Genomic DNA, 20818 nt, shown 5'->3' on the forward strand with positions numbered 1-20818 from the left:
GGTTATTTTTCATAACCATAATCCATCAAGCCCCGGAAAGCAATCATGACCCACACCGACATCCAGCTCGAACTCAGGGGCGACATCGCGATCGTCCGTCTCGCACGTGCCGGCAAGCGCAATGCGCTGTCCGACGCGCTCATCCTCGCGCTGCGCGACACCTTCCAGAATCTGCCCGACACCGTGCGCGCCGCGGTGATCGACGGCGAGGGCCCGCACTTCTGCGCCGGCCTCGATCTGTCGGAACTGAAGGAGCGCGATGCCGGCCAGGGCCTGCACCACTCGCGCATGTGGCATGCGGCGCTCGACCACGTGCAGCAGGGCCCGGTGCCGGTGATCGCGGCGCTGCACGGCGCGGTGGTCGGCGGCGGCCTCGAACTGGCGAGCGCCTGCCACATCCGCGTGGCCGACACCACCACCTTCTATGCGCTGCCCGAAGGCTCGCGCGGCATCTTCGTCGGCGGCGGCGGCTCGGTGCGCATCCCCAAGCTGATCGGCGTCGCGCGCATGACCGACATGATGCTGACCGGCCGCGTCTACAACGCCGAGGACGGCGAGCGCGCCGGCTTCGCGCAGTATCTGGTGCCCGAAGGCACCGCCTTCGACCGCGCCATCGAACTCGCGCAGCGCATCGCGACCAACGCGCCGCTGACCAACTACGCACTGATGCACGCGCTGCCGCGCATCGCCGAACAGCCGGCCGATCACGGCTTCTTCACCGAGGCGCTGATCTCCGGCATCGCGCAGAGCGCGCCCGAAGCCAAGGAACGCGTGCGCGATTTCCTCGAGGGACGCGCAGGCAAGGTCACCAAGGGATGAGCTCGATCAAGTACCGGCCGCTCGCCTTCGGCGTGACGCGCGCCGTGCTGCGCGAAGGCGCGCCCGGCGTGCGCTACCTGCAAGCCGAGATCGCGCTCGCGCCCTACGGCGATCGCATGACGGACCGCCTCGCGCACTGGGCCGAAGTCGCGCCCGACCGCACCTTCATCGCGCGCCGCGAACGCAGGCCCGACGGCAGCACCGGCGACTGGCTGCGCCTGAGTTACGCCGATGCCTTGAAGCAGGCGCGCAGCATCGCGCAGGCCCTGCTCGACCGCAAACTGAGCGCCGAACGCCCGGTCGCGATCCTGAGCGAGAACGGCATCGAGCATGCCTTGATCGCACTCGGCTGCCTCTACGCCGGCGTGCCCTTCTGCCCGGTGTCGCCGCCCTACTCGATCGTGAGCCAGGACTTCGAGAAACTGCGCCACGTGCTGGACACGCTCACGCCCGGCCTGGTGTTCGCCGCCGACGCGGGACGCTTCGCGCGCGCCATCGCCGCCGCGGTGCCGGCCGACGTCGAGGTCGTGATCGCCGAGGGCCGGCTCGAAGGCCGCGCGACGACCTCCTTCGCCGAACTCGCCGCCACGCCGGCCACGCCCGCGGTCGATGCCGCGATGCGCGCCACCGGCCCCGACACCATCACCAAGTTCCTCTTCACCTCGGGCTCGACCAAGCTGCCCAAGGCAGTGATCAACACCCACCGCATGTGGTGCGCCAACCAGCAGCAATTGCGGCATTCGATTCCCGCACTGGGCGACGAGCCGCCAGTGCTGGTCGACTGGCTGCCGTGGAACCACACCTTCGGCGGCAATCACAACGTCGGCATCGTGCTCGACAACGGCGGCACGCTCTACATCGACGACGGCAAGCCGACGCCCGCGGGCATGGCCGAGACGCTGCGCAACCTGCGCGAGATCGCGCCCACCATCTACTTCAACGTGCCGACCGGCTTCGAGGCGATCGCGCAGGCGATGGAAACCGACGAGGTGCTGCGCCGCAACCTGCTGTCGCGCGTGAAGATGTTCTTCTATTCCGGCGCCGCGCTCTCGCAGCCGGTGTGGGACAGCCTGCACCGCACGCAGGAGCGCGAGGTCGGCGAGCGCATCGTGATGGGCACCGGCCTCGGCATGACCGAGTCCGGCCCGTTCGCGCTCTACATCACCAGCCCCGACGTGAAGTCCGGCGACATCGGCCTGCCGGCCCCCGGCATCGAGATCAAGCTGATCGAGGTCGACGGCAAGACCGAGGTGCGCTATCGCGGCCCCAACATCACGCCCGGCTATTGGCGCGCACCCGAGGCCACGGCCGAAGCCTTCGACGAGGAAGGCTTCTTCGCGACCGGCGACGCGGTGACGTGGATCGACGAGGCCGACATCCATCGCGGCCTGCGCTTCGACGGCCGCATCGCCGAAGACTTCAAGCTCGCGACCGGCACCTTCGTCAGCGTCGGCCCGCTGCGCGCGAAGATCATCGCGGCCGGCGCGCCCTACATCCAGGACGTGGTGCTGACCGGCATCAACCTGAAGGAAGTCGGGGCGCTGATCTTCCCGACGCAGAAGGTGCGCGCCCTCGCCGGCCTCGCGCCCGATGCCACGCTGCGCGAGGTGCTGGCCAGCGCTCCCGTGCGTGCCCATTTCCAGCAAGTGCTCGACACGCTGGCCGCCGCCAGCACCGGCAGCGCCAACCGCATCGCGCGCGCGCATCTCGTGAGTGAGGCGCCATCGATCGACAAGGGCGAGGTGACCGACAAGGGCTCGATCAACCAGCGCGCGGTGCTCAGGCACCGCGCCGCCGAGGTCGATGCGCTGCATGCCGGCACGCTGCCTTTCATCCTGCAGCCCCGATAGACACGGACCCGAGGAGACAAGCATGAAGATCGAAGCACAGCCCGCGCTCGTGACCGGCGGCGCATCCGGCCTCGGCGAGGCCACGGCGCGCGAACTGGCAAGGCTCGGCGCGCGCGTCGCGGTGCTCGATGTCAACGCCGCCCAGGCCGAGAAGGTCGCCGCCGAGATCGGCGGCATCGCCTGCGTCTGCGACATCACGAATGCAGACAGCGTCAACGCCGCGCTCGACAAGGCGGCCGCGGCGCACGGCCCCGCGCGCATCCTGATGAACGTCGCCGGTATCGGCAGCGCCAAGCGCATCGTCGGCAAGGACGGCAGCCCGGCGCCGCTGGAAGACTTCGTGCGCGTCGTCCACGTCAACCTGGTCGGCGCCTACAACATGGCGCGGCTCTATGCGGCGCGCTGCGTCAAGCTCGATCCGCTTGAGGGTGGCGAACGCGGCGTGATGATGTTCACCGCCTCGGTCGCGGCCTTCGATGGCCAGGTCGGCCAGCAGGCCTACAGCGCGTCGAAGGGCGGCCTGGTCGGCATGACGCTGCCGATGGCGCGCGACCTCGCGCAGCACGGCATCCGCGTCTGCACGATCGCGCCCGGCCTGTTCGCGACGCCGCTGCTCAAGGAATTGCCCGAGGCCGTGCAGCAATCGCTGGCGGCGTCGATCCCGTTCCCGCCGCGCCTGGGCAAGCCTTCCGAATTCGCCGAGCTGGCTTGCCAGATCGTGACCAACGGCCACCTCAACGGCGAGGTGATCCGGCTCGACGGCGCCTTGCGGATGGCGCCGCGCTGAGCCGGCGCGGCCGATAGAGCGCACCCCTTTCCCGTTCGCCCCTCCTGGAGACAAGCCTCATGAAATTCAAGACCACCCTCCTCGCCGCCGCGCTCGCGCTCGGCCTTTTCGGCGCCGCGCATGCCGACATCACGGTCGGCGTCGTGCTGCCGCTCACGGGTCCGGGATCGGGCCTCGGCATTCCGGTCAAGAACCAGATCGCGCTCTGGCCCAAGACGCTGGCCGGCGAGAACCTCAAGGTGACCGTGCTCGACGATGCCACCGATCCGACCACCGGCGTCAAGGACACGCAGCGCCTGGTCACCGAGGACAAGGTCGACATCATCATCGGCTCGGCCGCCACGCCGGTCGCGATTCCAATGGCCGACGTGGCCGCCGAATCGAGCACGGTGCAGCTCGCGGTGTCGCCCGCGGGCCTGCCACCCGGCAAGGACAAGTGGACCTTCCGGCTGCCGCAGTCCAACGACGTGATGGCCTACGCCGTGGTGCAGCACATGAAGAAGCAGAAGATCAAGACCATCGGCTTCCTCGGCTACACCGACGCGTACGGCGAACTGTGGCTCAAGGCGCTGACGGCCGAGGCCGACAAGAACGGCATGAAGATCGTCGCCACCGAGCGCTTCGGCCGCGCCGACACCAGCGTCACGGCGCAGGTGCTCAAGCTCACCTCGGCCAACCCGGACGCGATCCTCATCGTCGCCTCGGGCAGCGGCGCCGGCATGCCGCAGAAGGCGGTGATGGAGCGCGGCTACAAGGGCAAGGTCTACCAGACGCATGCCGCCGCCACGCAGGACCTGATGCGCACCGCGGGCAAGGATGCCGACGGCACCTTCGTGGTCTCGGGCCCGGCCACCGTCGCCGAGCAGTTGCCCGACAGCCATCCGTCGAAGCAGCAGGCGGTCGCCTTCGTGCAGCAGTACGAGAAGGCCTACGGCCCGGGCTCGCGCAACCAGTTCGCGGGCCATGGCGCCGACGCGCTCACCGTGCTCGAGAAGGCCGTGCCGATCGCGCTCAAGAAGGCCAAGCCGGGCACGCCCGAATTCCGCGCCGCGCTGCGCGATGCCTTCGAGACCATGGGCCGCACCGTGCTCGCGCACGGCGTGCTCAACTGGAGCGCGCAGGACCACTGGGGCTACACCAACGAAACCGGCGTGATGCTCAAGGTCGTGGACGGCAAGTTCAAGGTCGAGCAGTAAGCACCGCGACGACGCGCCGCACCGAAGCCCCGCCATGGATTTCTCGATCGCCGGCATCCTGACGCTGGACGGACTCACCAACGGGGCGATCTACGCGCTGCTGGGCATGGGCATCGTGCTCGTGTTCACGGTGACGCGCGTCATCTTCATTCCGCAGGGCGAGTTCGTCGCCTATGGCGCGCTCACGCTGGCCATCTTCCAGACCGGCAAGGTGCCGGGCACGGTGTGGCTGCTGCTGATCCTGGCTGCGGTCGCGGCGGCGATGGAGCTGGTCACGACCTGGCGCCATCGCGGCCGCGCGGCGCCGGCCTTCCTGGCCGCGCTGCGCACCTTCGCGCTGCCGGCCGTGGTGTGCGCGATTTCGATCTGGGCCGGACCGCGCAACCTGCCGCTGCTGGTGCAGGCCCTGCTCACGCTGTGCATCGTCACCGCCTTCGGGCCGCTGGTCTATCGCGTGGCCTATCAATCGCTGGCGGGCGCGAGCTCGCTGGTGCTGCTGATCGTCTCGGTCGGCGTGCACTTCGCGATGACCGGGCTCGGACTGCTGTTCTTCGGCGCCGAGGGCTTTCGCAATCCGCCGTTCTGGGACGACCGCTTCGCGCTCGGGCCGCTCAATCTCAACGGGCAGACGCTGATCATCTTCGTCGCCTCGGCGGCACTGATCGTCGGGCTGTGGCTCTTCTTCGAGCGCAGCCTGTTCGGCAAGGCCTTGCGCGCCACCGCGGTCAACCGGCTCGGCGCGCGGCTGATGGGGATCTCGACGCAGGCGGCCGGGCAGCTGACCTTCGCGATGGCGGCGCTGATCGGCGCGCTGTCGGGCCTCTTGATCGGGCCGACCACCACGATCTTCTACGACTCGGGCTTCATCATCGGCCTCAAGGGCTTCGTGGCCGGCGTGATCGGCGGGCTCGCGAGCTATCCGGGCGCGCTGCTCGGCGCGCTGGCAGTCGGCGTGATCGAGTCCTTCGGCTCGTTCTGGGCCAGCTCGTTCAAGGAAGTGATCGTGTTCACCATCATCCTGCCGGTGCTGTTGTGGCGCTCGCTGCGCAGCGGCCATTCGGACGAGGAACACTGAAATGGAAGCGTTCGTGAATCCGGCGACGCCTTCGTCCATCGCCGCCCCGCGCAGAAGCAGCCTGCGCACCTGGGGACCGCTCGCGCTGGTGCTGCTGCTGATCGCGCTACCGCTGCTGCCCTTGCCCGACTTCTGGATCATCCAGCTCAACTACATCGGCATCTACACGCTGCCGGTGCTGGGCCTGGTGCTGCTGACCGGCGTCGGCGGCCTCACCTCCTTCGGCCAGGCGGCCTTCGTCGGCATCGGGGCCTACACCACCGCCTACCTGTCGGTGAACTTCGGCCTCTCGCCCTGGCTCACGCTCTTCATCGGCCTGGCGCTGACGGGCCTGAGCGCCGCGATCATCGGCGCGATCACGCTGCGCATGTCGGGCCACTACCTGCCGCTGGCCACGATCGCGTGGGCGCTCTCGCTCTACTACCTGATGGGCAACGTCGATGCGCTCGGCAAGTACGACGGCATCCTCGGCGTCAAGGGCCTGTCGCTGTTTGGCTTCGAGTTCGGCCAGCAGCGCATGTTCTACGCCGTGGTGTGGACGCTGGCGATCGCCGCCTCCTTCGCCGTGATCCGGCTGCTCGACTCGCGCAGCGGGCGCGCCATTCGCGCGTTGGCGGGCGGCTCGCAGATGGCCGAGGCGATGGGCGTGGACACGCTGCGCCACAAGGTCGGCATCTTCGTGTTCGCGGCCTTGCTGGCTTCGGTGTCCGGCTGGCTCTTCGCGCACTTCCAGCGCACGGTGAACCCCTCGCCCTTCGGCATCAAGATGGGCATCGAGTACCTCTTCATGGTGGTGCTGGGCGGCGCCGCGCACGTGTGGGGCGCGATCGCCGGCGCGGGCGTGGTGAAGGTGCTCGAAGACCAGTTGCAGGTGCTCCTGCCCAAGCTCATCGGCACCAGCGGCAACTACGAGCTGATCGTGTTCGGCATCATGATCGTGCTGGTGCTCAAGTACCTGCCCGATGGGCTCTGGGCCTTCGTCGACCGGCGCCTGCCGCGGCCCTTCCGCGCGGTCGACTGGCACGACGCGGCCGAGCTGCCGGCGCGTGCCAAGCCGGCCGCCGGCGAGGTGGTGCTCGACGTGCAGGCGATCCGCAAGACCTTCGGCGGCCTGGTGGCGGTCAACGGCATCAGCTTCCAGATCCGCGCCGGCCAGATCGTCGGCCTGATCGGGCCGAACGGCGCCGGCAAGTCGACCACCTTCAACCTCGTGACCGGCGTGCTCGGGCTGTCGGGCGGCGCGGTGCGTTTTCGCGGCGAGCCGATCGGCGGGCTGTCCTCGCGCGCGATCGCGCAGCGCGGCGTGTCGCGCACCTTCCAGCACGTGAAGATGGTGCCCGACATGACGGTGCTCGAGAACGTCGCGCTCGGCGCCCACCTGCGCGGCCATCGCGGCCCGATCGCCGCGATGCTGCGCACCGACCGTGGCGAGGAGCGCCGGCTGCTGCGCGAGGCCGAGCGGCAGTTGCGCCGCGTCGGCATGGGCGACTGCCTGCACGAGATCGCCGGCAACCTCGCGATGGGCCAGCAGCGCCTCTTGGAGATCGCGCGCGCGCTGTGCGCCGACCCCGCGCTGCTGCTGCTCGACGAGCCGGCTGCCGGCCTGCGCCACAAGGAGAAGCAGGCGCTGGCCGAGGTGCTGCGCACGCTGCGCGGCGAGGGCATGAGCATCCTGCTGGTCGAGCACGACATGGGCCTGGTGATGGACATCTGCGAGCACATCGTGGTGATGGAGTTCGGCACCCATCTGATGGAAGGCACGCCGGCCGAGGTGCAGCAGAGCCCGAAGGTGCGTGCGGCCTACCTCGGAACGGAACACTGACATGACGACCCCCTTGCTTCGCATCCACGGCCTGCGTGCCGGCTACGGCCGCGCCGAGGTGCTGCACGGCATCGACCTGCAGGCCGGCGAGGGCAGCGTGGTGACCGTGATCGGCCCCAACGGCGCCGGCAAGTCGACGCTGCTCAATGCGTTGATGGGCGTGCTGCCTTCGAAGGGCGCGATCGACTACAAGGGCCAGCCGATCGGTGGCCTGTCGCTCGAAGAACGCGTGATGCTCGGCATCGCGCTGGTGCCCGAGAAGCGCGAGCTCTTCGGCACCATGCCGGTCGAAGACAACCTGGTGCTCGGCGCCTTCCGCCAGGTGCGGCTGCGCAACCGTGGATGGCGCGACCAGCTCGAGCAGGTTTACACGCTCTTTCCGCGCCTGAAGGAGCGGCGCACGCAGCTGGCCGGCACGCTGTCGGGCGGCGAACGCCAGATGCTCGCGGTCGGCCGCGCGCTGATGTCGAAGCCGACGCTGCTGATGCTCGACGAACCCAGCCTCGGGCTCGCGCCGCTGGTCGTGCAGGAGATCTTCCGCACCGTGAGCGCATTGCGCGCGACCGGCGTGACCCTGTTGCTGGTCGAGCAGAACGCACGCGCCGCGCTCGAAGTGGCGGACCACGGCTATGTGCTCGAGATGGGCAGCGTGAGCGTCGAAGGCGAGGCGCGCCAGCTCGCGGGCGACTCGCGTGTGGTCGACACCTACCTCGGCGCCGCGCGCGCCTGACCCCGCGTCAAGGAGACGAGATGAAGACGACCCCGACGAAGAAGCTGTCGATCGCCGCCGTGGCGCTCGGCGTCGCCGCGCTGCTCGCAGCCTGTGCCGGTGCGGGCCGTTCGGGCGCCGCGCTGCCGCAGCTCGCGCCGGCACGCCCCGGTGCGTTGTTGTCGTGCACCGACCTCGCAGCCAAGGCCGCGCTGCCGGGCACCGTCTACACGGCCGTCTCGCAAGTGCCGGCCGGCGCCATCGCGGTCGGCAGCGCGAGCATGCAGGCGCCCGCCCACTGCCTGGTGCAGGGCCGCATGAACGAACGCGTGAGCCCGGTCGACGGCAACACCTATGCGATCGGCTTCGAGATGCGGTTGCCGCTCGCGTGGAACGGCCGCTTCTTCTACCAGGCCAATGGCGGCCTGGACGGCGTGGTGGTGCCGGCGCTCGGCGGCATCGGCGGCGGCGGACCGGCCAGCAGCGCATTGCAGATGGGCTTTGCCGTGATCAGCGCCGATGCCGGCCATGCGGGCGCGCTCGGACCGCGCTTCGGCCTCGATCCGCAGGCCCGGCTCGACTATGGCTACAACGCGGTCGCGCAGCTCACGCCGATGGCGAAGAACCTGATCGCCAAGGCCTATGGCCGCGGCCCCGACCGCTCCTATTTCGGCGGCTGCTCCAACGGCGGCCGGCATGCGATGGTGGCCGCGGCGCGCTCGGCCGATCAGTACGACGGCATCCTCGCCGGCGACCCCGGCTACAACCTGCCGCGCGCCGCGGTGGCGCAGCTCTATGGCGCGCAGCAGTATGCGAAGGTCGCGAGTGCGAACACGCCGGCCGGACTGCCCGATCTGCAGACCGCTTTCACGCCGGCGGAGATGCGGCTGGTCGCCGACCGCGTGCTCGCGAAGTGCGATGCGCTCGATGGCCTGGCCGATGGCATCGTGGCCGACGTGAAGGCCTGCCGCACGCGCTTCCACATCGAAACCGACGTGCCCACCTGCGTCGGCGCGCGCGATGGCCGTTGCCTCAGTGCGCCGCAGAAGAGCGCGCTGGCCCACGTGTTCGACGGCGCGCGCAACAGCGCGGGGCAACCGATCTACAGCAGCTTCCCCTTCGATGCGGGCGTGGCCGGCAGCAACTGGCGCGACTGGAAGTTCGTGAGCCCGCCGACGCGCGATGCCGGCGCAGTGGGCTTCATCTTCACCACACCGCCGCTCGACAAGCGACCCGGCGGCCTGCCCTTCGCACTCGGCTTCGACATGGACCGTGATGCGCCGTTGATCGATGCGGCCAGCGGCCTCTACCGTGAATCGGCGATGGCCTTCATGGCGCCACCAGCTGCCGCCAACCTGGCGACGCTGCGCGACCGCGGCGCCAAGATGATGGTCTATCACGGCACCAGCGATCCGGTGTTCTCCTCGGACGACACGGCCGCATGGTACGAACGGCTGCAGACCGCGAACGGCGGCGATGCCTCGGCCTTCGCGCGCTACTTTCCGGTGCCCGGCATGAACCACTGCGCGGGCGGTCCGGCCACCGATCAGTTCGACATGCTGAGCGCGCTGGTCGCCTGGGTCGAGCAGGGCCAGGCGCCGCAGACGGTGATCGCGCGTGCGCGCGGACCGGGCAGCGCCATCGTCAATGCCGAAGTGCCGGCCGACTGGTCGCCGCACCGCACGCGTCCGCTGTGCCCCTACCCGCGCGTGGCCGTCTACACCGGTGGCGATCCCGAGAGCGCTGCCAGCTTCGCCTGCCGCACGCCATGAACTACACGCCGCGTCCCGACGAAGCGCGCTTCCTGCTGAACGCGGTGCTCGATGCGCCGGCGCGCCTGCGCGCGCTCGCGCCCTTTGCCGAAGTCGACGATGCATTGCAGGCCCAGGTGCTCGACGAGGCCGGCAAGTTCGTCGCCGAGCTGATCGCGCCATTGAACCGCTCGGGCGACGAGATCGGGTGCCGCTTTGCCGATGGCGAAGTCATCACGCCGCCCGGTTTTCGGGACGCCTACAAGGCCTTCGTCGAGGGCGGCTGGCCCACGCTGTCGGTCGCGCCCGAGGATGGCGGCCAGGGCCTGCCCGCGCTGCTGGAAGCGATCCTCTTCGAGTGGCTCAGCGCCGCCAACCACGGCTTCACGATGGCGCCCGGCTTGCTGCATGGCGCCTACGAATGCCTGAAGCACCACGGCAGCGAGGCACTGAAGGCAGGCTACCTGCCGAAGATCGCCAGCGGCGAGTGGCTGCCCACGATGTGCCTCACCGAAGCACATGCGGGCAGCGACCTCGGCCAGGTGCGCACGCGCGCGGTGGTGCAAGCGGACGGCAGCGTGCGCGTGACGGGCGGCAAGATCTTCATCTCCAGCGGCGAGCACGACCTGAGCGAGAACATCGTCCATCTCGTGCTGTGCCGGCTGCCCGATGCACCGGCCGGACCCAAGGGCCTGTCGCTGGCACTGGTGCCCAAGCGCCTGCCCGACGGCACGCGCAACGCGGTGCACTGCGAACGTATCGAGGAGAAGATGGGCCTGCACGGCAGCGCAACCTGCACGATGCGCTTCGACGCGGCGACCGGCTGGCTGATCGGCGAGGCGAACCGCGGGCTGGCCGCGATGTTCGTGATGATGAACGCGGCGCGGCTGCATGTCGCGCTGCAGGGCATCGGCCTGCTCGACGCGGCTTGGCAGAAGGCCGAGGCCTATGCGCACGAACGGCGCCAGATGCGCGCGCCCGGCCCGGAACCGGCCAGCCGCGGCGGCGAAGCGGCCGACCTGATCGCCGAGCATCCGGCGATGCGCCGCATCCTCGACACGCAGCGCGCCTGGATCGACGGCGCGCGCCTGATCGCCTACCGCACCGCCGTGCAGCTCGACGTCGCGCGGCACGATGGCGACGCGCGGGCGCGCGAGCGCGCGCAGCGCTGGTGCGCGCTGGTCACGCCGGTGCTCAAGGCCGCGTGCACGCAGCAGGCTTTCCACGGCGCGAGCGACTGCCTGCAGGTGTTCGGCGGCCACGGCTACGTGCGCGAATCGGGCATCGAGCAGGTGCTGCGCGATGCGCGCGTGACCATGATCTACGAAGGCACCAACGAGATCCAGGCGATCGACCTGCTGGTGCGCAAGGTGCTGCCCGACGGCGGCGCCGGCATGTCGGCGCTGCTGATCGAATTGCGCGACGAGCTCGATGCATCGCGCGAAGCCGAGGCCGATGTGCAGCGCCGCCTCGCGCAGCTGCGCTACCTCGGCACCACGCTGACGATGGCGGCACCGGCCGATGCCGCCCTGCCCTTCGAGGTGGCCGACGACTACCTGCGCGTGGTGATGCTGGCGATGCTGGCCTGGGCCTGGGCGCGCATCGAGCGCGCGGCGCCCGCGGGCGATGCGCGCTGGTCGCGTCCCGCCGCGGCCTTCCGCCGCTGGGTGCTGCCGGAGTTCGAGCTGCGCCTGGGCATCGTCAAGCGCGCCTGCGAGGCGGTGAGCGCGCGCCAGGCCGCTGCATGAGCGCAGCGCCGGGCCGCCCCAAGCAAGCTCGCACCGCAGCCCGCAGGGCGGAGGTTCTCATACGCGACGGCGCGCACGATCCGCACAACGCAGTTACGCTCGCGTCATGGCCGACTCCCGCAAGAAATCCCCGCTGCCCGTGGCTGCGATCGCGCCGCGCTCCGAGCGGCTCGATACGCACGTGCTAGAGGCTTTCGTCGGCTACAACGCGCGCCGCGCCTGGCTCACGGTGACGGCGGTGTTCGCCGAGCGCATGGCGGTCTACGGGCTCAAGCAGGCCGACTTCTCGGTGCTCTCGCTGCTGGCGCACAACCCGGGCGCCACCTCGCGCCAGCTGTGCGCCACGCTCGACATCCTGCCGCCCAACCTGGTGAGCCTGATCGCCGCCATGGACGGCCGCGGCCTGATCGAGCGCCGCCCGCATCCGCACGACGGCCGCGCGGTCGGCCTTCACCTGACGCCGGCCGGCGAGGCGCTGGTGCGCGATGCCGAGCGCACGGTGGTGGAGCTCGAGGCCGATGCCAGCGCCCGCCTCACGCCGCGCGAGCGCGAGACGCTGATCCGGCTGCTGAAGAAGGTCTACCAGTAGGGTCCGCGGACCTCGATCACCGCAGCCCTCAGAAGCGCTCGGTGAGGATCAGCACGGCATGCGCCGCGCCGACGATCGCGGCCGGGTCCGGGTAGTAGAGCTGGCCATCGAGGTCGTTGCGCGAGAAGGCACTGCGCGCCTCGTGGTAGCGGGCGCGCGCGGCGTCGAAGGTCTCGCGCCGCCACCTCGGCTGCGCGGCTTCGAGGCGGGCCCAGTGCTCGGGCGTGAGCGTCGGGCCCAGCGGAACGGGCGCATCGCGCTCGCGCAACAGCAGTTCGCGCGCCTCGTGCGTGACGGGGTCGAAGGCCAGAAGCTGGTCGCGCTTGCGTGCGAGGACGTTGGAAAGAAGGGTGGCGGCGAAAAGGCTGAGAAGGGCAAGGCCGATCGCAGTGTCCATGGCGTATCAGGAACGAACGTTGAGCGAAAGAGGAGGACTCGGAGTGTCGCTCAAACTTTCACCCGCTGTCATCAGGATTTCACCAGAACTTCCACCAGGGCGAGTTGACGCAGGATTCCGCCGGCGGCAGCGGCTGCAGGCCGGTGTCGCGAATGCGACGGCGCTGCTCGGCTTCGAGCGCCCGGGCCATGCGATGCGCGAGCTGATCGCCCTGCATGGCGCGGATGCGCCACTCGGCCGCGAGGTTCTGCAGCTCGGAATCTTCGAGGTGGGCGGACGTCGTCGTCAACGGATCGGACATGCCGAAATTCTGCCCACGCGAGAGGATGGCGGCAATCGTAGAGCTTTGCCTTACATCGGCGGTCGTGGGCGCTGTTCGAGGGCGTTCCGGCGGGCTGGATTTGTGCGGGTCAGGGTTTTGTCAGACCCGCTCAGGGCGAACACCCGCGTACGGCGCATCGCACCAGACCTATCGCGCCCACTACAACGGCTTCGTCGCCGGACGCCATGGCGTGGCCCGCTTCGCGGGCACGAACACCGTGCGCGTCTGCAACCCCTTCGCGGGCGTCGTGGACGGTGCGGCCGTGGGCAGTGCAACCGGGTGCGGCATCGTCTCCTGCGACGGTGCGCTGGCGCCGCGTGGCCTGCATGCTGCTGGCCGCTGCGGCCATCGCCGGCTGCGCGGCGGATCGCGTGCAGCACCGGGTTTCGTTGAAGCACGTCGTCTGGCAGGAGCCGGCCGCGAACACCGATACCACAAGTTCCAGTGCCTGGTTAAGACTGATCTAAGTCATTCGTGCTCGGTGGCCCAAGCGGTCGCTGCGATCATCACCGGACTTTCGGCGGGCAGCGGCTCGTATGACCGCAGCGCCCCCGAGGCCGGGTACTCAAGGTGGCGCGGTCATGGTCTGGTCGTGAATGTCAGGTCGGGGGCGGAACCAACGGGCACTTCCGACCCATCTCCGACATTCGCCTTGCCAGCCTCGGCGCTCGAAACCTGTCATTCAGTTTGCCGCTACGGTCGGTGCGTCACGTTGCCCAAAAATGCTTGCCATCTGCGCCGCATTCTCAGTTCCCCAGGTGCACAGCGGGACGATTGCCTCGGCCAAGCTGCGACCGAGCGGGGTCGGCGCGTAGTCCACGCGCGGCAGTACCGGGAGTACATCGACACGCAGGCCATGGCACGGGCTGCGCAGATCGACCCGCTCGGGTCGACTTGGCGCTCGTTCACGGTCGACGTCGGTTCGGGACGACGAATAACCGGCGGCAAGTCGCCTTGCGCGTCGCCGCTCGCCGAATCTGCGACCGTCACGATACTCGCTCGTGTCTCAACGAATCGACTTGCCACCTTTCTTGGTGACATCGGGACTTGGCATGGCCGTCAGGATGGCGCCCGCGACGATGTGAGAGAGATGAGCGGTACGTGGTGAGAACGACGGCAGGTCGACGAGCCACCCGAGCGCCGACATCAGGCCGAACAAGTCGTCCCCCGTCATGTCGGCACGCGCCTGACCATTGGCCTGCGCGCGATGCAACAGTCGCGCACTCGCTGAATGCACCGCAGCGCACGACGCATAAAGGGCGGAGTCCGAGTTCGTGTGGGCTGCCGCCATCATGGCGACGACGCCCTTGTGGCTTTGCGCGAACGCCATCCATTCGCGAAACCAAGACACGAGTGCTTCCCCGGCCGAACCTGACTCTTCGAGTTCATCGGCCTTCTGCTTCAGTGCGTCCAGATCCGTGCACAGCAACGCTTCGAAGAGGGCTTCCCGCGTCGGGAAATGTCGAAGCAGCGTTGCCAGCCCGACGTCGGCCCTGCGAGCAATGTCGCGCATGGACGCGTTGACACCCTGCTCGGTGACGACGTCCCGAGCGACCACGAGGAGATGGCTGTAATTCTTTTTAGCGTCGGCTCGCATGCTCGGCCTTGACAAGTGGTTCAGTGATCCGTATATTTGGATCAGCGGTCCACATCATACCGCACACCGCGCTGCTTGATGGCAGGAGCGCGGTCCAACCGAGGAAACAGACAGCATGAGCACGATCAGCATCGTCGGATCGGGGGGCATGGCCGCCGCGATCGGCGGCCTCGCCGCCAAGGCAGGACATCCCGTCGAGATCATCAGTCGCGACCCCGCCAATGCGCGGGCGTTGGCAGGGCAACTCGGTGCCAGCGCGATGATCGGGACGTTTGGCGCCACCCCGGCAGGCAACATTGTCATCTTGGCGGTTCCTTACGCGGTCGTTCTCGACGTGGTGACGCGCTACGGCCCATCACTGGCGGGCAAGCTCCTCGTCGACATCACCAACCCGGTCGCCCCCGACCACACGAGCTTCGTGACGCCCGAGGGCAGTTTCGGCGCGCGGGAGATCGTCAAGGCCGCCCCGGCCGATGCGATCGTCATCAAGGCGTTCAACACACTGTTCTCCCATGTGCTGGCGGCCGGTCCAGTCGAAGGCCGTCCGTTGGACGTGTTCCTCGCGGGGGACGACGCGCCGGCGAAAGCACGCGTCTCGGCGTTCATCGAGGGCCTCGGACTGCGTCCGATGGACTTCGGATCGCTGCAGATGGCGAAAACGCTGGAGCACGTCTGCCTGCTGTCACTGGGTCTGATGACCCACTCCGTCAAGCACACCAACTTCGCCATCGGCGTCAGCCTTCTGAGCTGACGTTTTCCGCAACTTCACATCACCCAAGGATCACCAACATGCACGTTTTTGTCACTGGCGGCACCGGCCATGCCGGTCCGTACATCATCTCGGATCTCATTGCCGCAGGCCACGAGGTCACTGCCCTCGCTCGGTCGGACGCGGCCGCGGCGGCGGTGTCCGCTCTCGGCGCTGAGGTGCGTCGCGGCAGCCTCGAGGATCTCGACGGCCTCAAGCAGGCGGCCGCCGCCGCAGACGGCGTCATCCACGTTGCGCACAGGCAAGACCTCATTCCAACAGGCGGGATCAACGCCGTGGCGGCCGCGGAGCTGCAGATCATGCTTGCGTATGGCGAAGCACTAGCGGGGAGCAATAAGCCGCTAGTCACATCGGGGAGCATCGGCTCGCCCGGGTGGGAAGGCCTGGGCCGGCCGGCCACCGAGGAGGATCCCCCGCTTACCGGCGGTGATCCGTACAGCAACACCCTCCGGGTTCGCAACGTCGTGGAGACCACGGTCATTGGCCTTGCCGCAAAGGGTGTGCGATCTTCTGTCGTGCGGATTCCTGAGATCATGCACAGCACGACCGATAACGCCGGCTTCCTCCCGCTGCTGATCGGACTGGCGAAGGCGAAAGGCATCGTCGGGTATCCGGGCGACGGATCGAATCGGTGGGGCGCCGTGCATGCCCGTGACCTCGCCACCGTGTTCCGCCTGGCGCTGGAGAAAGGCGCCGCCGGCAGAAACTGGCACGCCGTTGCCGAAGGGTCCGTCCCATATCGCCAGATCGCCGAGGCCATCGGCAGCCGACTGAACCTGCCCGCGGTGCCTATTCCCCCGGATGTGCTCATGCTGCCAGGATATTTCGGGTTCCTTGCGAATCTGGTCAAGCTGGACACCCCGGCGTTGAACGACATCACGCGCCAGACCCTCGGCTGGGAACCAACTCAGCCCGGCCTCTTCGCCGATTTGGACAACGGCCATTACTTCCCCGCCGATCGATGATGTGACGAAAAGCTGTGTGCGCTCATAACCCATTTTCACAAGGAGCATCACCATGCACGTCTTCGTCACCGGCCCCTCCGGCCACGCCGGCTCGTACGTCATCCCGGAACTCATCGCGGCCGGCCACGAGGTCACCGGTCTGGCGCGATCGGACAAGTCTGCCGCTGCGGTGTCCGCGCTCGGTGCCAAGGTGCGTCGTGGCGACCTCGCCGATCTCGATGCGCTGAAGGCGGCGGCCGCGGAATCAGACGGCGTCATCCACCTCGGCTACAGGGTCGACCTCCTCCGCTCCGGAGGGCTCACCGCCCTGCGCGATTCCGAGCTCGCGATCGTGCTGGCATTGGGCGATGCATTGGCCGGCACGAATAAGCCGCTGGTCGTGGCGGGCAGCATCGGCGCGCCGTCGAACGTAGGCCGTGCGGGCCGCATCGGTGCACCGATCAGCCTCGACCGACCGGCAACGGAGGATGACCCTGCTTTACCGAGCGGCCCCCTGGACGAAGGCACTCTGCTGTCTCGCAATGTCGTGGAAGCCACCGTGCTCGGCTTCGCCGAAAAGGGTGTGCGGTCTTCGGTCGTCCGGATTTCCCTCATCGTGCACAGCCCGACCGATCGTGCGGGCTTTGTCTTGCGGTTGGCGGGGCTCGCGAAGCAGAAAGGCTTCGTCGCCTATCCCGGAACCGGCGCGAACCGGTGGCCCGCTGTACATGCACGTGACCTGGCATCCTTGTTCCGTCTCGCACTCGAAAAGGGTGCTGCCGGCAGGACCTGGCACGCGGTGGGTGACGAGGGCATCCCTTTCCGGGAGATCGCGGAGGCCGTCGCCAAGCGCATCGGCCTGCCCGCCACGAGCATTCCCGCCGATGAAATGATGGTGCCGGGTTATTTCGACGGTCTGTCGGCGGTGGTCACCGGCGACTTCGTGGCGTCGAACGCCATCACGCGCCAGGCGCTCGGCTGGGCGCCTGTCCATCCCGGCCTGTTCGAGGACATGGACAACGGCCATTACTTCCCTGCCGCTTGACTCCGCCTGGAGCAGCGAGCGAAACCGCAATAAACAAGGAGATTTCTCATGAGTACCATCAGCATCATCGGCTCGGGCACGATGGCCACCGCGATCGCCGGTCGTGTCGCCAAGGCTGGCCACACCGTCGAGGTGGTCAGTCGCGACCCCGCCAAGGCGCGGGCGCTGGCCGACCAGCTCGCAGCCGGAGCGACCACAGGGACGTACGGCGCCGCGCCGGCGGGCGACATCGTCATCCTCGCCGTGCCGTACACCAGTGCGGCAGCGGTGGTGGCCGATTACGGCGACGCGCTCGACGGCAAGGTGATCATCGACGTCACCAACCCGGTCTCCCCCGACCTCACGGGCCTCGTCACCCCCCACGGCAGTTCTGGTGCGCAGGAGACCGCCAAGGGCCTCCCTGCCGGCGCACATGTCGTGAAGGCGTTCAACACCATCTTCGGCCACGTACTTGCCAAGGGTGGACGCTTCGACGCGTTCATCGCAACCGATGATGCGGAGGCCAAGGCGCGCGTCTCTACCTTCATCGCGAGTCTCGGGCTGCGTCCGCTCGATGTCGGCGGTCTGCACATGGCCCAGACGCTCGAGGCGCTCGGCCTGATGATGATCGGCCTGGCCAAAAACGGCGCTGGCAGCTGGGACATCGCCTTGAACGTCGATATCCGCTGAACCACCGACACCATGTCCTCGCCGGCAGTTCCACAGCATCGCTGGGAGCAATTCATCTCTCAGGTCGTTCTCATCAAGGCGCTGGTCGGGGCGACAGCGGGGTGCCGGCTATCGATGCAGCGAGGAGGCTGATGCCCACATGGCTCGCCGCCTTCCTTAAGCACCGAGCTTTGCCGAAGCGTTCGCTGTCGCACAGACGACCGGCTGGGTTCGTCCTATCTTCCGGTCACGAGTCGTTTGGCTTGGAGGCTGCGATGGTCGAAACGATGTATGCGACAGGCGCAGAAGCGGCGGTCTCCGTACGGATGCTAGGCCAACGTGTCACGCTTGGCGAAGATGCTTGCCATTTCCGCCGCGTTCTCGGTTCCCCATGTGCACAACGGGACGATCGCGTCGGCCAGACTGCGACCGAGCGGGGTCAGCGCGTAGTCCACACGCGGCGGCACTTCCTTGTAGTCGGTCCGCGCCAGCACGCGATCGGCCTCCAGATCCTTCAATTGCTGGATCAGCACCTTGTCGCTGACGCCCTGGACCAGGCGCTTGAGCTCGCCGTAGCGCTTCGGGCCGTCGCGCAGGAAAAACAGGACCAGTGGTTTCCACCTGCCCGAGATGATGCGGAGCGTGGCGTTGAGCCCGCAGCCGGTATCGCAGATTTCAGAGGGTGTCGTCATTTTTGGTACTTACCTAAAAGTGCATACTTGTCCTTAGGTTATCAGAGATGCATCTGTCCTCAAGTAAGCAGCTCCCTGCTTACTTACAACTCCAACCAAGGATGCATGACATGACCAGACTGAATGGAAAGACCGCCGTGATCACCGGTGGCGCTACCGGCATTGGCCGCGCCGCAGCAAAGCGCTTCATCGAGGAAGGCGCCTTCGTCTTCATCTTCGGCCGCCGGCAGGAAGCACTCGACGCCGCTGTGGCCGACCTCGGGCCCAATGCCCGCGCGGTGAAGGGCTCGGTCTCCGATCCGGCCGACCTCGACCGACTCTACGCGGCGGTGAAGGCCGAGCGCGGAACCCTCGACATCGTCTTCGCCAATGCCGGCGCGGGAAGCCCGCTTCCGCTCGGCCAGATCACCGCCAAGCACATCGACGAAACCTTCGACACCAATGTGAAGGGCACGATCTTCACGGTCCAGAAGGCGCTGCCGCTGATGGGCAAGGGTGGTTCGATCATCCTGACCGGATCGAGCGCCGGCACCACGGGCGCCCCGGCAATGAGCGCCTACAGCGCGAGCAAAGCGGCAGTGCGCAACCTCGCGCGGACCTGGGCGGAGGACCTGAAGGGCACCGGCATCCGGGTCAACGTGCTGTCGCCCGGGCCGACGGCAACCGAACTCGCGAAGGCAGCGCTGGGCGAGGAGGGCCAGAAGGTCTACGCCTCGATGACGCCGCTCCAGCGCATGGCCGATCCTTCCGAGATCGCAGCGGCGGCCGCCTTCCTCGCGTCGTCGGACAGCAGCTTCATGACCGCCAGTGAGGTTGCCGTCGACGGCGGCCTGGCGCAACTCTGACGCGCTGAGCCAGATCGGGCGCTCCGGCGAATTTCATGTGGGTGAGGCTCTGACATGGGCCTTTCCCCTTCTCTACTCACAGCGGACCAAGGAAACACGATGACGAAGAAAACATACCACGGCTCGTGCCACTGCGGTGCGGTCGCCTTTGAGGCCAGGATTGACTTCGACAAAGGAACGACGCGCTGCAATTGCTCGATTTGCACCAAGTCGCGCTTTTGGTTCGCGATCGTGCCGCCTGAAGATTTCAAAGTCGAAAAAGGCGAAGACCAGCTGTCCGATTACTCGTGGATTCCGCCTCGCAAATCCGAGTCCCACCTGCGCTATCGCTTCTGCAAGACCTGTGGTGTCCGCACCTTCGCGGAGGGAAACGGAGCCAAGTTTTACGCAGTATCCATCGCCGCGCTGGACGGTATCGAGCAAGACGCCGATCAACTCGCCAAGTCGTTGAAATTCAACGACGGCCGTCACGACGACCTGAAGCATGCGCCGGCCGACACGCGCCTCCTGTGAACTTCGCTGAATGCGTACGTGCGATGCGCGGAACGACAGTCAAGGCAATGAAATAGATCGGACACGATCCGATGCAACAAATGGAGAAGTTTTTATGAGCTACGCAATCATCGGCTTCGGCAAGATCGGCCAGGCCCTGGCCAAGGCGTTTGCCCGCAACGGCATCGAAGTATCCGTTGCAACCACGCGCGACCCGGAAAGCTTTGCGTCCGATGCGGCCGCGATCGGCCCCGGGATCATTCCCAAAACATTGGCGGAAGCCGTGAAGGCGGACATCGTCTTTTTGGCGGTCCGTTTCGAGTCGCACCGGGACGTCGCGAAGGCGCTGCCGACCTGGAAGGGAAAGACCATCGTCGATGTGACCAACGCCTACGGCGTGTCCCCTGATGAACTGGTAGACCGGTCCTCTGCCAAGGCCGTCGCGCAGGCCTTCACTGGCGGAAGACTGGTCAAAGGCTTCAACCATTTGGTCGCTGCCGTCCTTGGCCAGGATCCGGCCGTCCATGGTGGCAAGAGAGTCGTGTTCCTGGCGAGTGACGATGACGGCGCAGCAGCGGAGATTGCTGCGCTTGCGGAAAATCTCGGCTTCTCGCCGATCCAACTGGGCGGGCTTTCCGAAGGTGGGCTGCTAGTCCAGGCGCGCGGAAATAGCTGGGGTCAACTGATCTTTAAGGACTTGGTCAAGTTCGACTGATGAGTC

The 20818-nt window shown here is 67.7% G+C and carries 22 protein-coding genes; 18 read left to right on the forward strand and 4 right to left on the reverse strand.

The annotated features are described in order from the left end of the window. The first annotated feature begins 45 nt into the window (after window positions 1-45). The 10 genes from WDLP6_RS21940 to WDLP6_RS21985 all read left to right on the forward strand — a co-directional run bounded on the left by WDLP6_RS21940 (window position 46) and on the right by WDLP6_RS21985 (window position 12346). Window positions 46-819, forward strand: a complete 774-nt coding sequence (locus WDLP6_RS21940; protein ID WP_162594054.1) for a crotonase/enoyl-CoA hydratase family protein — start codon at window positions 46-48, stop codon at window positions 817-819. Beyond that, a complete protein-coding gene (locus WDLP6_RS21945) occupies window positions 816-2669 on the forward strand; it encodes a feruloyl-CoA synthase (protein WP_162594055.1) in 1854 nt (617 codons plus the stop codon). Before WDLP6_RS21940 ends, WDLP6_RS21945 begins: the two co-directional genes overlap by 4 nt. Before the next feature lie 22 nt (window positions 2670-2691). Then, window positions 2692-3456: an SDR family NAD(P)-dependent oxidoreductase gene (locus WDLP6_RS21950; protein ID WP_162594056.1), complete on the forward strand. Its 765-nt coding sequence runs from the start codon at window positions 2692-2694 to the stop codon at window positions 3454-3456. Window positions 3457-3515: 59 nt separating this feature from the next. Then, window positions 3516-4652 carry an ABC transporter substrate-binding protein gene (locus WDLP6_RS21955; protein WP_162594057.1) on the forward strand — a complete coding sequence of 379 codons (1137 nt, stop codon included), beginning with the start codon at window positions 3516-3518 and terminating at the stop codon, window positions 4650-4652. 34 nt (window positions 4653-4686) lie between these two features. Then, window positions 4687-5727 (forward strand): branched-chain amino acid ABC transporter permease, encoded by a 1041-nt coding sequence (locus WDLP6_RS21960; protein ID WP_162594058.1) that lies wholly within the window; start codon window positions 4687-4689, stop codon window positions 5725-5727. Between the two features lies 1 nt (window position 5728). Then, window positions 5729-7549: a branched-chain amino acid ABC transporter ATP-binding protein/permease gene (locus WDLP6_RS21965; RefSeq protein WP_162594059.1), complete on the forward strand. Its 1821-nt coding sequence runs from the start codon at window positions 5729-5731 to the stop codon at window positions 7547-7549. Window position 7550: 1 nt separating this feature from the next. Then, complete coding sequence (locus WDLP6_RS21970; RefSeq protein ID WP_162594060.1) at window positions 7551-8279, forward strand: ABC transporter ATP-binding protein; 729 nt, start codon at window positions 7551-7553, stop codon at window positions 8277-8279. A gap of 20 nt (window positions 8280-8299) precedes the next feature. Continuing rightward, window positions 8300-10030, forward strand: a complete 1731-nt coding sequence (locus WDLP6_RS21975) for a tannase/feruloyl esterase family alpha/beta hydrolase (protein WP_162594061.1) — start codon at window positions 8300-8302, stop codon at window positions 10028-10030. Further along, window positions 10027-11757, forward strand: coding sequence for an acyl-CoA dehydrogenase family protein (locus WDLP6_RS21980; protein ID WP_162594062.1), 1731 nt, complete (start codon window positions 10027-10029; stop codon window positions 11755-11757). Before WDLP6_RS21975 ends, WDLP6_RS21980 begins: the two co-directional genes overlap by 4 nt. A gap of 106 nt (window positions 11758-11863) precedes the next feature. Further along, window positions 11864-12346 carry a MarR family winged helix-turn-helix transcriptional regulator gene (locus WDLP6_RS21985; RefSeq protein WP_162594063.1) on the forward strand — a complete coding sequence of 161 codons (483 nt, stop codon included), beginning with the start codon at window positions 11864-11866 and terminating at the stop codon, window positions 12344-12346. 28 nt (window positions 12347-12374) lie between these two features. On the opposite strand, the gene WDLP6_RS21990 is transcribed toward WDLP6_RS21985, so the two are convergent. Beyond that, complete coding sequence (locus WDLP6_RS21990; protein WP_162594064.1) at window positions 12375-12743, reverse strand: hypothetical protein; 369 nt, start codon at window positions 12741-12743, stop codon at window positions 12375-12377. A gap of 79 nt (window positions 12744-12822) precedes the next feature. Further along, complete coding sequence (locus WDLP6_RS21995) at window positions 12823-13044, reverse strand: hypothetical protein (RefSeq protein WP_162594065.1); 222 nt, start codon at window positions 13042-13044, stop codon at window positions 12823-12825. Between the two features lie 347 nt (window positions 13045-13391). On the opposite strand from WDLP6_RS21995, the gene WDLP6_RS22000 reads away from it, so the two are divergent. Continuing rightward, window positions 13392-13532, forward strand: a complete 141-nt coding sequence (locus WDLP6_RS22000; protein ID WP_162594066.1) for a hypothetical protein — start codon at window positions 13392-13394, stop codon at window positions 13530-13532. A 539-nt stretch (window positions 13533-14071) separates the two neighbouring features. Here the strand turns inward: WDLP6_RS22000 and WDLP6_RS22005 are convergent. Beyond that, on the reverse strand, window positions 14072-14662 hold the full coding sequence (locus tag WDLP6_RS22005; RefSeq protein WP_162594067.1) for a TetR/AcrR family transcriptional regulator: 591 nt from the start codon (window positions 14660-14662) through the stop codon (window positions 14072-14074). Window positions 14663-14777: 115 nt separating this feature from the next. Between WDLP6_RS22005 and WDLP6_RS22010 the strand changes: the two genes are divergently transcribed. The 4 genes from WDLP6_RS22010 to WDLP6_RS22025 are packed head-to-tail and all read left to right on the forward strand — an operon-like array spanning window position 14778 to window position 18089. Next, complete coding sequence (locus WDLP6_RS22010) at window positions 14778-15413, forward strand: NADPH-dependent F420 reductase (RefSeq protein WP_162594068.1); 636 nt, start codon at window positions 14778-14780, stop codon at window positions 15411-15413. A gap of 38 nt (window positions 15414-15451) precedes the next feature. Next, window positions 15452-16396 carry an SDR family oxidoreductase gene (locus tag WDLP6_RS22015; RefSeq protein ID WP_162594069.1) on the forward strand — a complete coding sequence of 315 codons (945 nt, stop codon included), beginning with the start codon at window positions 15452-15454 and terminating at the stop codon, window positions 16394-16396. Window positions 16397-16448: 52 nt separating this feature from the next. Further along, window positions 16449-17420 carry an SDR family oxidoreductase gene (locus WDLP6_RS22020; RefSeq protein WP_162594070.1) on the forward strand — a complete coding sequence of 324 codons (972 nt, stop codon included), beginning with the start codon at window positions 16449-16451 and terminating at the stop codon, window positions 17418-17420. A 48-nt stretch (window positions 17421-17468) separates the two neighbouring features. Continuing rightward, on the forward strand, window positions 17469-18089 hold the full coding sequence (locus WDLP6_RS22025; RefSeq protein WP_162594071.1) for an NADPH-dependent F420 reductase: 621 nt from the start codon (window positions 17469-17471) through the stop codon (window positions 18087-18089). A gap of 308 nt (window positions 18090-18397) precedes the next feature. Here the strand turns inward: WDLP6_RS22025 and WDLP6_RS22030 are convergent, their stop codons facing one another. Next, the gene (locus WDLP6_RS22030) at window positions 18398-18760 is read right to left on the reverse strand and encodes a winged helix-turn-helix transcriptional regulator (RefSeq protein ID WP_162594072.1); all 363 of its coding nucleotides are present in this window, start codon (window positions 18758-18760) and stop codon (window positions 18398-18400) included. Window positions 18761-18870: 110 nt separating this feature from the next. Between WDLP6_RS22030 and WDLP6_RS22035 the strand changes: the two genes are divergently transcribed. The 3 genes from WDLP6_RS22035 to WDLP6_RS22045 all read left to right on the forward strand — a co-directional run bounded on the left by WDLP6_RS22035 (window position 18871) and on the right by WDLP6_RS22045 (window position 20812). Further along, on the forward strand, window positions 18871-19605 hold the full coding sequence (locus WDLP6_RS22035; RefSeq protein WP_162594073.1) for an SDR family NAD(P)-dependent oxidoreductase: 735 nt from the start codon (window positions 18871-18873) through the stop codon (window positions 19603-19605). 99 nt (window positions 19606-19704) lie between these two features. After that, the gene (locus WDLP6_RS22040; protein ID WP_162594074.1) at window positions 19705-20118 is read left to right on the forward strand and encodes a GFA family protein; all 414 of its coding nucleotides are present in this window, start codon (window positions 19705-19707) and stop codon (window positions 20116-20118) included. A 94-nt stretch (window positions 20119-20212) separates the two neighbouring features. Beyond that, entirely contained in the window at window positions 20213-20812 is a 600-nt protein-coding gene (locus tag WDLP6_RS22045) for an NADPH-dependent F420 reductase (RefSeq protein WP_162594075.1), read from the forward strand. The last annotated feature ends 6 nt before the right edge of the window (window positions 20813-20818 follow it).

This window comes from Variovorax sp. PBL-E5 (assembly GCF_901827185.1).
Lineage (GTDB): Bacteria > Pseudomonadota > Gammaproteobacteria > Burkholderiales > Burkholderiaceae_C > Variovorax.